Annotated in this window: 18 protein-coding genes and 1 riboswitch; of the genes, 11 read left to right on the forward strand and 7 right to left on the reverse strand. The window is 71.8% G+C overall.

Annotation, left to right across the window (positions count from 1 at the left end):
- Position 1: 1 nt before the first annotated feature.
- Positions 2–304: an urease subunit gamma gene (locus LNW72_RS05450; RefSeq protein ID WP_250974316.1), complete on the reverse strand. Its 303-nt coding sequence runs from the start codon at positions 302–304 to the stop codon at positions 2–4.
- A gap of 372 nt (positions 305–676) precedes the next feature.
- Here LNW72_RS05450 and LNW72_RS05455 point away from each other — a divergent pair, with 372 nt between their 5' ends.
- Positions 677–1,996, forward strand: coding sequence for a M28 family metallopeptidase (locus LNW72_RS05455; RefSeq protein WP_285370070.1), 1,320 nt, complete (start codon positions 677–679; stop codon positions 1,994–1,996).
- A 78-nt stretch (positions 1,997–2,074) separates the two neighbouring features.
- Here LNW72_RS05455 and LNW72_RS05460 read toward each other — a convergent pair whose 3' ends face one another.
- Entirely contained in the window at positions 2,075–2,374 is a 300-nt protein-coding gene (locus LNW72_RS05460) for a type II toxin-antitoxin system Phd/YefM family antitoxin (protein ID WP_250974318.1), read from the reverse strand.
- Between the two features lie 56 nt (positions 2,375–2,430).
- On the opposite strand from LNW72_RS05460, the gene LNW72_RS05465 reads away from it, so the two are divergent.
- The 5 genes from LNW72_RS05465 (at position 2,431) to LNW72_RS05485 (ending at position 5,524) form a co-directional block, all read left to right on the forward strand.
- A complete protein-coding gene (locus tag LNW72_RS05465; protein WP_250974319.1) occupies positions 2,431–3,066 on the forward strand; it encodes an ATP-dependent Clp protease proteolytic subunit in 636 nt (211 codons plus the stop codon).
- A 5-nt stretch (positions 3,067–3,071) separates the two neighbouring features.
- The gene (locus tag LNW72_RS05470; RefSeq protein WP_250974320.1) at positions 3,072–3,377 is read left to right on the forward strand and encodes a hypothetical protein; all 306 of its coding nucleotides are present in this window, start codon (positions 3,072–3,074) and stop codon (positions 3,375–3,377) included.
- Positions 3,378–3,696: 319 nt separating this feature from the next.
- Positions 3,697–3,860, forward strand: a riboswitch (cyclic di-AMP (ydaO/yuaA leader).
- Between the two features lie 18 nt (positions 3,861–3,878).
- Positions 3,879–4,334 carry an NlpC/P60 family protein gene (locus tag LNW72_RS05475; protein ID WP_250974321.1) on the forward strand — a complete coding sequence of 152 codons (456 nt, stop codon included), beginning with the start codon at positions 3,879–3,881 and terminating at the stop codon, positions 4,332–4,334.
- A gap of 132 nt (positions 4,335–4,466) precedes the next feature.
- The gene (locus LNW72_RS05480) at positions 4,467–4,895 is read left to right on the forward strand and encodes a VOC family protein (protein ID WP_250974322.1); all 429 of its coding nucleotides are present in this window, start codon (positions 4,467–4,469) and stop codon (positions 4,893–4,895) included.
- Positions 4,892–5,524, forward strand: a complete 633-nt coding sequence (locus tag LNW72_RS05485; protein WP_250974323.1) for a GNAT family N-acetyltransferase — start codon at positions 4,892–4,894, stop codon at positions 5,522–5,524. Before LNW72_RS05480 ends, LNW72_RS05485 begins: the two co-directional genes overlap by 4 nt.
- Before the next feature lie 70 nt (positions 5,525–5,594).
- Here the strand turns inward: LNW72_RS05485 and LNW72_RS05490 are convergent, their stop codons facing one another.
- The gene (locus tag LNW72_RS05490; RefSeq protein ID WP_138354507.1) at positions 5,595–6,023 is read right to left on the reverse strand and encodes an ATP-binding protein; all 429 of its coding nucleotides are present in this window, start codon (positions 6,021–6,023) and stop codon (positions 5,595–5,597) included.
- 242 nt (positions 6,024–6,265) lie between these two features.
- On the opposite strand from LNW72_RS05490, the gene LNW72_RS05495 reads away from it, so the two are divergent.
- Both LNW72_RS05495 and LNW72_RS05500 read left to right on the forward strand, forming a co-directional pair.
- Positions 6,266–7,153, forward strand: coding sequence for a helix-turn-helix transcriptional regulator (locus tag LNW72_RS05495; protein WP_250974324.1), 888 nt, complete (start codon positions 6,266–6,268; stop codon positions 7,151–7,153).
- 11 nt (positions 7,154–7,164) lie between these two features.
- Positions 7,165–7,401 (forward strand): DUF397 domain-containing protein, encoded by a 237-nt coding sequence (locus LNW72_RS05500; RefSeq protein WP_250974325.1) that lies wholly within the window; start codon positions 7,165–7,167, stop codon positions 7,399–7,401.
- On the opposite strand, the gene LNW72_RS05505 is transcribed toward LNW72_RS05500, so the two are convergent.
- Positions 7,369–8,541, reverse strand: coding sequence for an 8-amino-7-oxononanoate synthase (locus tag LNW72_RS05505; protein ID WP_250974326.1), 1,173 nt, complete (start codon positions 8,539–8,541; stop codon positions 7,369–7,371). The genes LNW72_RS05500 and LNW72_RS05505 overlap by 33 nt on opposite strands.
- A gap of 203 nt (positions 8,542–8,744) precedes the next feature.
- Here LNW72_RS05505 and bioB point away from each other — a divergent pair, with 203 nt between their 5' ends.
- From bioB to bioD, 3 genes are all read left to right on the forward strand, one after another.
- On the forward strand, positions 8,745–10,013 hold the full coding sequence (gene bioB / locus LNW72_RS05510; RefSeq protein WP_250974327.1) for a biotin synthase BioB: 1,269 nt from the start codon (positions 8,745–8,747) through the stop codon (positions 10,011–10,013).
- Positions 10,006–11,337, forward strand: a complete 1,332-nt coding sequence (locus LNW72_RS05515; protein WP_250974328.1) for an adenosylmethionine--8-amino-7-oxononanoate transaminase — start codon at positions 10,006–10,008, stop codon at positions 11,335–11,337. The genes bioB and LNW72_RS05515 overlap by 8 nt, the downstream gene beginning before the upstream one ends.
- 95 nt (positions 11,338–11,432) lie before the next feature.
- The gene (gene bioD / locus LNW72_RS05520; protein WP_250974329.1) at positions 11,433–12,152 is read left to right on the forward strand and encodes a dethiobiotin synthase; all 720 of its coding nucleotides are present in this window, start codon (positions 11,433–11,435) and stop codon (positions 12,150–12,152) included.
- A 42-nt stretch (positions 12,153–12,194) separates the two neighbouring features.
- Here the strand turns inward: bioD and LNW72_RS05525 are convergent, their stop codons facing one another.
- The 3 genes from LNW72_RS05525 to LNW72_RS05535 form a co-directional block, all read right to left on the reverse strand.
- Positions 12,195–12,566, reverse strand: coding sequence for a fic family toxin-antitoxin system, toxin component (locus LNW72_RS05525; RefSeq protein WP_138354500.1), 372 nt, complete (start codon positions 12,564–12,566; stop codon positions 12,195–12,197).
- The gene (locus LNW72_RS05530) at positions 12,563–12,790 is read right to left on the reverse strand and encodes an antitoxin (protein ID WP_250974330.1); all 228 of its coding nucleotides are present in this window, start codon (positions 12,788–12,790) and stop codon (positions 12,563–12,565) included. Before LNW72_RS05530 ends, LNW72_RS05525 begins: the two co-directional genes overlap by 4 nt.
- A 68-nt stretch (positions 12,791–12,858) precedes the next feature.
- Positions 12,859–13,281, reverse strand: coding sequence for a GNAT family N-acetyltransferase (locus LNW72_RS05535; protein ID WP_250974331.1), 423 nt, complete (start codon positions 13,279–13,281; stop codon positions 12,859–12,861).
- Positions 13,282–13,339 lie beyond the last annotated feature (58 nt).

Raw genomic sequence — 13,339 nt, forward strand, 5'->3', positions numbered from 1 at the left:
GTCAGACGATCGGGTCGTGCACGGTGACCAGCTTGGTCCCGTCGGGGAAGGTGGCCTCGACCTGCACGTCCGGGATCATCTCGGGGATGCCGTCCATGACGTCGGCCCGGCTCAGCACCGTGCGGCCCGAGGCCATCAGGTCGGCGACGGTGCGGCCGTCGCGGGCGCCTTCGAGGATGTGCGCGGTGATCAGCGCGATGGACTCGGGGTGGTTGAGCCGTAGACCGCGCGCGCGGCGCCGGTCCGCCACGTCGGCGGCGACGTGGATGAGCAGGCGCTCCTGCTCATGGGGGGTCAGTTGCACGGCCACACCTCACAGTCGATCGGGTGCGGAACGATAGTTCGGCGGCGTTTCACCGGCGTTAACTCACGTTACGCACAGCGCCCCGGCCAGAGCCGGCAACGCGCCCCGGGCAGCAGGTGAGAACTTGGGCCCCTACACCGTCTTTGCGGGTCTTTTGCAACGCCTTTGCCTGGCTTCGTCCGTTCACCGGAACTTCCTGTCCGGTTATCGCCCTTGACGCCTCCTTCAGGACCGCCGGATCATCATGTCCGCATCAAAGAGACTTCTGGCCAGAAGACGCTCCTGCGCGCCGCGGTCGACGCCGCGGCGTGCCTCGTTCGTTCCGCGCCCCCACCACGGAAAACGGAGCACCACGTGTCCACAAGACTGACGCTGCGCCATGCCCTGACCGCCATCGGCGCGGTCACCGCGCTCTCGGCGGCCCTCATCAGCGCATCGCCCGCGGCCACTGCCGCGGCCACCGCCCCGGCCACCCCCGCGCCGACCGTCGCCGCACCGGACATCCCGGTCGCCAACGTCAAGGCGCACCTGACCCAACTGCAGTCCATCGCCACCGCCAACAGCGGAAACCGCGCCCACGGGCGGCCCGGCTACAAGGCCTCCCTCGACTACGTCAAGGGCAAGCTGGACGCGGCCGGCTACACCACCACCATCCAGCAGTTCACTTCCAGTGGTTCCACCGGCTACAACCTGATAGCCGACTGGCCGGGCGGCGACGCCAACCACGTGGTGATGAACGGCGCGCATCTGGACTCCGTCACCGCCGGCCCCGGCATCAACGACAACGGCTCCGGAACCGCCGGCACGCTGGAGGTCGCCCTCGCCGTCTCGCGCGCCGGGCTGCAGCCCACCAAGCACCTGCGCTTCGGCTGGTTCGGCGCGGAGGAGCTGGGGATGGTCGGCTCCACCTACTACGTCAACAACCTGCCGGCCGCCGAGCGGTCGAAGATCGACGCCTATCTCAACTTCGACATGATCGGCTCGCCCAACCCCGGGTACTTCGTCTACGACGACAACGCGGCGCTCGAGACCGTCTTCAAGAACTTCTTCGCCTCCAAGGGCATCCCGACCGAGATCGAGACCGAGGGCGACGGCCGGTCCGACCACGCCCCCTTCAAGGACGCGGGCGTGCCGGTCGGCGGGCTCTTCAGCGGCGCGGACTACACCAAGACCGCCGCACAGGCGCAGAAGTGGGGCGGCACCTCGGGCCAGGCGTTCGACGCCTGCTACCACCGCTCGTGCGACACCTCCGCCAACCTCAACGACAGCGCGCTGGACAACAACAGCGACGCCATCGCGTACGCGGTCTGGAATCTGAGCACCGGGACCACGACACCGCCGACCGGCACGGTCTTCGAGAACACCACGGACGTCGCCATCCCGGACGCGGGCGCCGCGGTCACCTCGCCGGTCACCGTCAGCGGCATCGCGGGCAATGCGCCCAGCGCTCTGCAGGTGGGCGTCAACATCGTCCACACCTACCGCGGTGACCTGGTCATCGACCTGGTCGCCCCCGACGGCACCGCCTACCGGCTGAAGAACTCCAGCGGGTCGGACTCCGCGGACAACGTGGTCGCCACCTACACCGTCAACGCCTCAAGCGAGGTCGCCAACGGCGTCTGGAAGCTCAAGGTCCAGGACGTCGCCCGCGCCGACACCGGCTACATCAACAGCTGGAAGCTGACCTTCTGACGCACTGAGCGCGCACCGCACGGGCGCGCGCCCGGCAGTGCGCACCGCACCTCATGCACGACGACCGCTCCGACCGTCTCATTCGCGGCCCGGACGCCGATCCCCGGCGTCCGGGCCGCGGTGTTCCGCGGCGATGCCGAAGCGGCGGCGTTCGCCCGTGGCGGACGCCCGGGAGCCGAACGAGGAGACCGTGCTGATCACCGGCTCCTCGGCCGCCGCATCAAGATCGCGCAGTCGCTGCAGGTCAGCGGCGGAGACCAGGGCGACGAGCGGCTTGCCGTGGCGCGTCAGCACCACCTGCTCACCGCCGTAGACAACGCGGTTGATCAGTTCCGCGAGCTCCGCACGCGCTTGTGTCACCGGGACTTCATGGGCCATGCTCCCCATCATATCGAGATGTACGTCCTGTACATTTTTTACATGGAGGTGCCGCCATGATCCGACCCACCGCCCGCTACGTCCTGCCCGAGTTCACCGAACGCACCAGCTCCGGGACCCGCACCATGGACCCGTACTCCAAGCTGCTGCAGGAACGCGTCGTCATCCTCGGGACGCAGATCGACGACACCTCCGCCAACGACGTCATGGCGCAGTTCATCCATCTGGAGAGCTCGGCACCCGGGCAGGACATCTCGCTGTACATCAACTCCCCCGGCGGCTCGTTCACCGCCATGACCGCGATCTACGACACGATGCAGTTCGTGACCTGCGACGTGTCGACGGTCTGCATCGGCCAGGCGGCCTCGGCCGCCGCCGTGCTGCTCGCCGCCGGCGCGCCCGGGAAGCGCATGATCACGCCGGGCGCGCGGGTCCTCATCCACCAGCCGTCCTTCGGCCAGGCCGTACAGGGCACCATCGCAGACCTGGAGATCCAGGCCCGGGAACTGCTGCGCACCCGGGAGCAGTTGGAGGCGCTGCTGGTGCGGCACACCGGCAAGGAGCCCGAGCGGGTCAGCGCCGACATCGAGCGCGACATGATCCTCGACGCCACGCAGGCGCTGGCCTACGGAATCGTCGACCGGGTCACCCTCAGCCGGAAGACCAGCGGCACCGCGCACGGCATCCGGTGACACCGGTGGTGCCGGAACCGCCGCCGCTGCCGGCCCTGACGCGTTCCGAGGGCGAACTCGTCGACCGCTATCTGGAGATCGTGGACCTGCTGGGACGGATCAACCCGTCCCGTTCCCGCGACACCTACGGCGCGCTGCGCGCCGCCCAGGCCCTGGTCGGCAGGGCGACGGCGCTGCGCGAGGCACTGGCGGTGATGCACGACCGCGGCGAGACCGAGGTGCACACGGGCACGCTGGGCAGGGCGCTGCGCGTCCTGGACGGCGAGCGGCGGGCGTCCCTGGTGACCGTCCCGCCGCAGCCGGACCACTGACGGCCCATCGGGGCGACATCCGCCCGCACGTTCGGAGTAGTCACCCTTGCGCGTGACGGGTGGATGTTGCAGCACCGACTTGCGACGTCCGCCCGTCACGGTCATTGCCTCCGCCCCAGGTCAACCGGCGTGCGCCCGGGCGGAAACGGCAGCGGCCGGCGTTCCGTCCACCCGAATAGGTGATGGGTGATGAGAATCACATAAAGCCGTTTGTGTACCGATCCGAGCGCATTCGTGAGTCATGCTCCCTTCGACGACAAGACCCCGCCGCCGTGGTGGGGCGGTCCGAGCGGACGCCCAATCCTGCCGCCGCCCGGATGCCCGGTCGACACTGCAACGGCAGGAACGGAGGACCCAGGCACGACGGGGCCGGCCCAGCGGTATCCAGGCCGTCCCCTTGGGGTGAAGCCGCGTCAGCGGCCGGGATTCTTCGCCTGCCCGAACCCGACAGGTCATCCTTCGCAAGCGGACGACGAAGGGTTTCGCATGGCCAGGTCCGGCATGTCCACACGTCTGTCCCGTCTGGGGGCCGCCTCGGTCCTCACCGCCGCCGCTGTCGCGGTCCCCGCCCTGCTGCCGGCCACCGCCACCCACGCCGACGCGGCCACCGTCTCCGCCAAGGCCCTGAGCATCGCAGCGTCGAAGAAGGGCTCGCCGTACCAGTACGGTGCCGCGGGGCCGAACCGCTTCGACTGCTCAGGACTCACCCTGTACTCGTTCAACAAGGCCGGCAAGAAGCTGCCCCGCACCACCGGCGCCCAGTACAACAGCACCAAGCACATCACGGCGTCGAGCCGACAGGTCGGCGACCTGGTGTTCTTCCACACCGGCAGCAGCGTCTACCACGTCGGCATCTACGCCGGCAGCGGCAAGATCTGGCACGCCCCCAAGACCGGCACCCGGGTCCGGCTGGAGAAGATCTGGACCGGCAGTGTCTGGTACGGCCGGGTCCGCTGACGGCGCGCGGGGCCCGGACGCCCCGGACCCGCGCGGCCGTTGCGCGGGGCGGGCCGATATTCCCGGCAAGGACGCCCGCCTGACGGCTATGTTGACCCCGTTTGGGACCAACCCACCGGCCGGGAGCCGTATATGACCTATCTCAACCCCGTCCACCACATCACCTTCGACGCCGCCGATCCGTACCGCCTCGCCGTGTTCTGGGCCGAGCTGACCGGCTACGCGCTGGAGGACTCCGACCCGGGCGACGCCGAGGTGCTCATCGATCCGGGCCAACCGGGCGTCCCCGGACTGCTGTTCATCCGGGTGCCCGAGGGCAAGTCGGCCAAGAACCGGGTGCACCTGGACATCCAGCCGCCCACCGGTACCCGCGACGAGACGGTCGAACGGCTGGCGGGGCTGGGCGCAACCGTGGTCAGTGACCAGCGGAGGCCGGACGGAACGGGATGGGTGTACATGGCCGACCCGGAGGGCAACGAGTTCTGCGTCGAGCGCAGCGCCCCCGAACGCGCCCGGGCGGCGGCCGAGGCGACGCAGGCGGCTGAAGCAGCGCAGGCATGAGTCTGCCGCGGATCCTGGCCGACGTGGAACAGGGCGTCCTGCCCTCCCCGGACGGCGGGGTGACCATGGTGCCGCAGCCTTCGGAGCGGGACGCCGGGGTCTTCTCCTTCGCCGCGCACGCCGTCCTGTTCACCGATACCGACCACGACTGGATGCGCGGCCTGCTGGCCCCCGGCGATCTCGCCGCACCGCTCAGCCCCGCGTTCCTGGACGCCCTGGGCCGGCGCGTCGGCCGGCGGGTGGAGAACATCGACATGATGCTGCTCGCCCGGCCGCTGCCGGGGCCGCCGGATCTGCGACTGGAGCCGGCCACCGACCGCGCCCATCCGCGGATCGCCCGCGCGCTGCGGCGCCGTGACGATGTACGGGCCTGGACGACACCTGGCGGCACCGTACTGATCGGCCGGGGCGTCGGCGGCCGCTGGGAAGCGGCCCTGGAGGTCGACCCCGGCGCGCGCGGAACGGGTCTGGGCCGCCGCCTCGCCCGCGCCGCCCGCCACCTGGTGCCCGACGGCCGTCCGCTGTGGGCCCAGATCGCCCCGGGCAACGCCGCCAGCGTGCGCGCCTTCCTGGCCGCCGGATACGTCCCGGTGGGTGCGGAGGCGCTCCTGGTCGCGGCCCAGGGCTGACGTCCCGGTCCGGTCTCCCGGGCCCCGATCACGGCACACCGGTCACGGCGCACCGGCCGCGTCGCACCGCTCACTGCACCGGAACCGCCCAGGGGAGCATGATCCAGACGGTCTTGCCGCCGTCCGGCGTGGGGGTGACCGAGAGCCGGCCGCCGGATTCCGCGGTGAGGTGGCGGATGATGACCATGCCGCGCCCGTTGTCCTGCTGGACGGCGGCCGGCAGCCGCTGCGGCCAGCGCGGATGGCTGTCGGTGACCCCGATCCGCAGGTGCTCGGACCGCTCCAGCTGGACGTCCACGGTGAAGGTGGGTGACTGGCCGAGCGTGTGCAGCACGGCGTTGGTGGCGAGTTCGGAGACGATCAGCCGCACCGCGTCGACGGCGGGCGCGTTCTCCGGCATCCCCCAGTCCGCCAGCAGCCCGCACACGTACCGGCGAGCCGTGGTGACCGAGGCGGGGTCGCTCGGCAGGGTGACGGATGCTTCCTGGAGGTCTGCCATGGCGACGCTGTCCCTTTCCCGCCGTGCCCCGAGACTCCGTCGTGCGGTCTGCCCGCAGGGAGCCGCGGACGGCTACTTCGCGCCAGAGTGCCACCTATGGTGCCGCTAATGCGGCCGATCCACAGCGATATGCATATATCTGTCGCTCAAAGCGGTGAACCCTGCTACGCGAGAACGTATTCAGGCGCAGACTGTCGCACTGGTGACGGTCTGAAAAGTCCCTTCAGGAGGAGCGGCGCGCGATGCAACAGATCCCCGCGGTACGACGCCGAAAGCTCGGAGCGGAACTCCGGCGGCAACGCGATCTGGCCGGGATGACGAGCGGCGAGGCCGCCCGCAGGGCCGGCTGGCACCAGTCGAAGGTGAGCCGTGTCGAGACCGGCCGCAGCAGCGCGCGGCCGGAGGACGTGGCCTGCCTGCTGGACATCTACGGGGTCCGCGACCGTGAACTGCGCGACCTGCTGGCGACCTTGGCCGGGAAGGGTACCCAGCGCGGCTGGTGGCACGACTTCCGCGACGTACTGCCCCCGGAGTACCGCGACTTCATCAGTCTGGAAACCGGCGCCTGCCGGGCGCGCACCATGGAGAACAGCGTGGTGCCCGGCCTGTTGCAGACCCCGGCGTACGCCCGCGCGCTCACCCGGTCGGTCCTCCCGCGGCTCGGGGCACGGGAGGTCGACGCCCTGGTCGAGGTGCGGACGGCCCGGCAGGCCGTGCTGGAGCAGGATTCCCCGCTGGAGCTGCACGCTCTGCTCGACGAGGCGGTGCTGCGGCGCAAGGTCGGTGGAGAACAGGTCATGGGGGCGCAGTTGCGGCACCTCGCGGAAGCCGCCAGGATGCCGCGGATACGGCTGCAGGTTCTGCCCTTCGCCGCGGGCGGCCACATAGGTGTTACGGGATCTTTCGTAATCTTCTCATTCCCGCTCATCGCCGATCTGGACGTTGTTGTTATCGACCATTTGACGAGTAGTCTCTATGTGGATCGACAAGAGGATCTCAGGGCGTACAGCGCCGCGTTCGACCGATTGCGCTCCCACGCCCTGTCGTACGACGACTCATTGGCGTTCATTTCCGGGATCGGCTCCGGGAGCGACTCCTGGATCGGCTCCGGGAACAGCAAAGGCGCGTAAGGAGGCACCATATGCCGGTACTGCCTCGGTACGTTTCCTCCAGCACAACGCTTTGTGCGGCGCGGTGGCAGCGCAGCAGCTACAGCACCGCGGCCAACAATTGCGTCGAAACGGCCCGGTTGTCCGCAGGACCGCTGGCCGTACGCGACTCCAAGAACCCTCAGGGACCGGCGCTGCTGTTCGCGCCGGCCGCCTGGGACGACTTCGTACGGGCGCTACGCGCCGGTGAGTTCGCCGGACCGGGCTGAATCCCGCGGCGCGGTGCGCACGATCACCTCGACCGCCTCGGCGATCTGCTGATCCGTCAGGTCGCCGCGGGCGGTCAGCCGCAGCCGCGAGATGCCGTCGGGCACCGACGGCGGGCGGAAGCACCCCACCGCCAGGCCGGCGGTCCTGCAGTCCGCCGCCCACTGCAGCGCCTCCCCGGCCGACGGAGCACGCACCGCGACGACACAGGCGTCCGGCCGGGCCGACCGCAGCCCCGCCGCGGTCAGCCGGTCGTACAGCTGCAGGGCCACCGCGCGGGCCCGCTCCGCACGCTCCGGCTCATCACGCAGCAGCCGCAGCGCGCCGAGGGCGGCGCCCGCCGCGGCGGGCGCGAGCCCGGTGTCGAAGATGAAGGTGCGGGCGGCGTTCACCAGGTGCTCGATCACCCGGGCCGGCCCGAGCACCACGCCGCCCTGGCTGCCCAGCGATTTCGAGAGCGTGGCGGTGACGACCACATCGGGCGCGCCGGCCAGCCCCGCGGCCCAGGCCGCGCCCCGCCCGCCCTCGCCCAGGACGCCCAGTCCGTGGGCGTCGTCGACGAGCAGCGCGGCGCCGTGCTCGCGGCAGGCGGCGGCCAGTCCGGCGAGCGGGGCCGCGTCGCCGTCGACGGAGAAGACCGAGTCGGAGACGACGACGGCGGGCCCGTCGTGCGCGTCCAGCGCCTTGCGCACCGCTTCCGTGTCGCGGTGCGCGACGACCTCGGTGTCCGCGCGCGACAGCCGGCAGCCGTCGATGAGCGAGGCGTGGTTGGAGGTGTCGGAGACGATGAGCGTGCCGGGCCCGGTCAGCGCGGTGACGGCGGCCAGGTTCGCGGCGTAGCCCGAGGCGAAGACCAGGGCGGCCTCGAACCCGCAGAAGGCGGCGAGCTCCGCCTCCAGTTCGGTGTGCAGCTCGGTGGTACCGGTGACCAGCCGGGAGCCGGTGGAGCCCGCGCCCCACAGCAGACAGGCGTCGGCCCCGGCCCGGGTCACCCGGGGGTGCCGGGCCAGCCCGAGGTAGTCGTTGCCCGCCAGGTCCAGCAGCGCCGACTCCGCCTGCCGCGGTCGCAGGGTGCGGACGAGACCGGCCTCGCGGCGCCGCTCGGCGTGGGCGTCGATCCAGTCGAACGGGTCGCGGCTCATCGGGGTCCCTGGGGTCGGCGGGGCAGGCTCGGGCGGGTCCGCCAGGGGGGTCCGGCGGGGCGGTGCGGAGGTGCGGGTGGGCCTGGCAGCAACGTACTGGTCGGGCCGCCCGGACAGGGTGTGGCGATACACACACCTGTAGCCACCCCTGTTGTGCGGTCCATCATTGGCTCTCGGCCCCTCGGTGGGCCAGGATCGCCCCTATGGATCTGCTGAACACGCTGGTGGACAAGGGGCTGCGCCGAGAGCTGCCCACCCGGGATGAGGCGCTTGCCGTACTGGCGACCTCCGACGATGACCTGCTCGATGTGGTGACCGCGGCCGGCAAGGTGCGGCGCCAGTGGTTCGGGCGCCGTGTGAAGCTCAACTACCTGGTCAACCTCAAGTCCGGGCTGTGCCCGGAGGACTGCTCGTACTGCTCGCAGCGGCTCGGCTCCACGGCCGGGATCCTGAAGTACACCTGGCTCAAGCCGGACGAGGCGGCGGCCGCCGCGACGGCCGGTGTCGCGGGCGGGGCCAAGCGGGTGTGCCTGGTCGCCAGCGGGCGCGGTCCCACGGACCGCGATGTGGACCGGGTCTCCCGGACCATCGAGGCGATCAAGGAGCAGAACGAGGGCATCGAGGTCTGTGCGTGCCTGGGCCTGCTCTCCGCCGGGCAGGCGGACCGGCTGCGCGATGCCGGCGCGGACGCGTACAACCACAACCTGAACACCTCCGAGGCGACGTACGAGGGCATCACCACCACGCACACGTACGCCGACCGGGTGGACACCGTGCAGCAGGCGCAGGCCGCCGGGCTGTCCGCGTGCTCCGGTCTGATCGCGGGCATGGGCGAGACCGACGCCGACCTCGTGGACGTGGTCTTCGCGCTGCGCGAGCTGGACCCGGACTCGGTGCCGGTCAACTTCCTCATCCCGTTCGAGGGCACCCCGCTGGCCGAGGAGTGGAACCTCACCCCGCAGCGCGCCCTGCGGATCCTGGCGATGGTGCGGTTCGTCTGCCCCGACGTGGAGGTCCGGCTCGCCGGCGGCCGCGAGGTGCACCTGCGCACCCTGCAGCCGCTCGCGCTGCACCTGGTGAACTCGATCTTCCTGGGCGACTATCTGACCAGCGAGGGCCAGGCCGGCCAGGCCGACCTCGACATGATCGCCGACGCCGGCTTCGAGGTGGAGGGTGCGGGTACGGTCACCCTCCCGCAGCACCGCGCGGACGTGGCGCACGCCGGCGGCGGCTGCGGCTCGCACGAAGCGGGTGGCGGCTGTGGCTCCCAGAGCGAGGACGCGGGCTGCGGTTCGCACGCCGACGGCGGGGGCTGCGGTCCCTGTGGCGGCGCTGCGCAGAGCGCGCCCGAGCCGGTGGCGGAGCCCGCGGGCGCACCGGCCCAGGAGCCCGTCCCGGCGGGTGCCGCCCGCACCGGGCTGGTCGCCGTCCGCCGGCGGGGCGCGGGAACGGACCTGCCGCCCAATGCCTGAGCCCCTCACCGCGCCGCCGGCCCCGGAGGCGCTGACTCCCGACGCGCTGCTGGCGCTGGACCGGGAGCACGTCTGGCATCCGTACGGGCCGATGCCCGGCCGTCAGGAGCCGCTGATCGTCGCATCGGCGTCCGGGGTCCGGCTGCGGCTGGCCGCCCCGGCGGAGGGCAGGACCGAGCTGATCGACGGCATGGCGTCCTGGTGGTCGGCGATCCACGGCTACAACCACCCGGTCCTCAACGAGGCGGCGCGCGGCCAGCTCGGCCGGGTCAGCCATGTGATGTTCGGCGGGCTCACCCATGAGCCCGCCGTCCGGCTCGCGGCGCGTTTGGTGGAGATCACCCCGGAGCCGCTGCGCCATGTCTTCCTCGCCGACTCCGGCTCGGTGTCGGTCGAGGTCGCGATCAAGATGTGCCTGCAGTACTGGCGTTCGCTTGGCCGGCCGGCCAAGCAGCGGCTGCTCACCTGGCGCGGCGGTTACCACGGGGACACCTGGCAGCCGATGTCGGTGTGCGACCCCGAAGGCGGGATGCACGAACTGTGGTCGGGGGCGCTCCCCCGGCAGGTCTTCGCCGACGCGCCGCCGTCCGGTTTCGACGCCGGGCCCGACCCGCGCTACGTGGCCCATCTGCGCGAGCTGATCGGCCGTCACGCCGACGAGCTGGCGGCGGTCATCGTCGAGCCGGTGGTGCAGGGCGCCGGCGGGATGCGGTTCCACTCGCCCGCCTATCTGCGGGTGCTGCGCGAGGCGTGCGACGAGCACGACGTGCTGCTGGTCTTCGACGAGATCGCCACCGGCTTCGGCCGCACCGGCGCCCTCTTCGCGGCGGAGCACGCCGGTGTCTCCCCCGACGTGATGTGTCTGGGCAAGGCGCTGACCGGCGGTTATCTGACGATGGCGGCGACGTTGTGCACCACCCGGGTCGCCGACGGCATCTCGCGCGGCGAGGTCCCGGTGCTCGCGCACGGCCCGACGTTCATGGGCAACCCGCTCGCGGCGGCCGTCGCCTGTGCCTCGATCGACCTGCTGCTGTCGCAGGACTGGGCGGGCGAGGTCAAACGCATCGAAGCCGGACTGCTCGACGGACTGGCGCCCGCCGCCGCACTGCCGGGCGTACGGGACGTGCGCGTGCTCGGGGCGATCGGTGTCGTCCAGCTCGACCACCAGGTCGACATGGCCGCGGCCACCCGGGCCGCGGTGGGGGCGGGTGTGTGGCTGCGCCCGTTCCGTGATCTGGTGTACATCATGCCGCCCTACGTCACCGGGGACGAGGACGTGGCGCGGATCTGTGCGGCGGTCCTGGCGGCCGCGCGCGCGGGCTGACAACCGGGGCTGACAACCTCGGGCTGACAACCGGGGGCGGACGGCGCGGGAGGGTCGGCGCACCGTCCGCATCGACACGAGGAGGAAGCGGTCACATGGCGGTACTGGCGGTCACGGGGACGGGCACGGAGATCGGGAAGACCGTGGTGACCGCGGCGGTCGCCGCGGCGGCACTGGCGCAGGGGCTGAGCGTCGCCGTTCTCAAACCCGCCCAGACGGGCCTCGCGGAGGGTGAGCCGGGTGACGCGGCCGAGGTCGCGCGGCTGGCCGGCGGGGTCACCGCGGTCGAACTCGCCCGCTACCCCGAGCCGTTGGCGCCCGCGACCGCGGCCCGGCGGGCGGGACTGCACCCGGTGCGTCCGACCGAGATCGCCGAGGCGGCCGCGAAGCTGTCGGCCGTGCACGACGTGGTGCTGATCGAGGGTGCGGGCGGACTGCTGGTGCGCTTCGACGACGGCGGCTCGACGCTGGCCGATGTGGCGAAGCTGCTCGGCGCCGCCGTACTCGTGGTGGTGCCCGCCGGTCTCGGCACGCTCAACACGGCCGCGCTGACGACGGAGGCGCTGGCCGCGCGGGACCTGCGGTGCGCCGGACTCATCGTCGGCAGCTGGCCGGCAGAACCGGACCTGGCGGCCCGCTGCAACCTGGTCGACCTCCCGGAGTCGGCGGGTGTACCGCTGCTCGGTGTGCTCCCGGCCGGTGCGAGCACTCTCACGCCCGAGGAGTTCCGCGCCGCCGCGCCGGGCTGGCTGGCTCCGCAGCTCGGTGGTGTGTGGGACGCGGAGGAGTTCACCCGGACCGAGGGACTCGGCTAGCGACGGTGCTCCGGCCGGACGGGTGCGGGGACCGCCGTCCGGCTATCCGCCCCAGCCGCGCAGCTCGTCCGCGATCCGGCCGACGCCGGCGGAGCCGTCCTTGACCAGCCGGGCCAGATCACGGACCTGCTCCGGCGAAGTGGTGACCTTGAGTCCGCTGGCGACGAGGTAGGCGTACGCGACCGCCGAGGCGAACATCGCGTTGGACCGCTCCAGGGCGGGAACGTGCACGAGTATCTGCAGCAGCGCGGCGGCGCGGTCGTGCGGGTCGGGGTAGACGGGGGTGCCGAAGATCTCCGCCTGGTGCCGGCTCACCGCCGCGAGCAGCGCGCCCCAGTCGGTGACCTGTGGGTCGCCAGGGGTGTTGTGCTCGGCGACCATGAGCAGCCAGGCCAGGTCGATACGCAGGCTCAACGGCTGCCTTCGTGCTCCGTGCCGAACTCCTCCGCGAACACCGACTCATAGCTCTTCATGAAGTCGGCCGCGGCCTCGACGAAGGTGCGTCCGCGTTCACCCGCGTCCTGCTGGACGAGCTCTTCGATGTACCGGTTCACGCTGATGCCCCGGCGCGAAGCCCGGTCCCGGGCCGTTTCGGCGGTGGACTCTTCCACCCGCACGTTCAACTGGGTCTTGGCCATACCTACAAGCTAGCGCCGATCCGCTAGCGGCGGCAAGTGGGCCGCAGGCGGATCCCGCCGGCCGGCGGTTACCTCAGCGGCTTGGTCCAGCGCCGCCACGGCTCCTCCGGGCCGTAGCCGGCCGCCTTCCAGGCGCGGTGCGCCAGCTCGTTGCGCTCCAGGACCATCGCGTCCGCCCGCCGCCCGCCCAGCGCGACGAACCGTTCCTCCGTCGCCGCCAGCAGCGCCGCGGCGATCCCCTGGCGCCGGGCGGCGGGGTGCACGGCCAGCCGGTAGATGTGGCACCGCCAGCCGTCGAAGCCGGAGATCACCGACCCCAGGAGCACACCGTCGCGTTCGGCCAGGAGCAGCGCCTCCGGGTCCCGGGCGATCAGCCGGGCCACGCCCTGCTCGTCGTCACTGATGCTGGCGCCCTCGGCCGCCACCTGCCAGAAGCCGAGTACGGCCGCGATGTCCGAGGGGTCCGCCGCGCGGAGGTGAAGGTCGTTCATGCGGCGCAGTCAAACAGCCGGCCCGCCCCCGCGGCCAGTGGTTTCCGTCCCGTCAGCC

Source organism: Streptomyces sp. RKAG293, assembly GCF_023701745.1.
GTDB lineage: Bacteria > Actinomycetota > Actinomycetes > Streptomycetales > Streptomycetaceae > Actinacidiphila.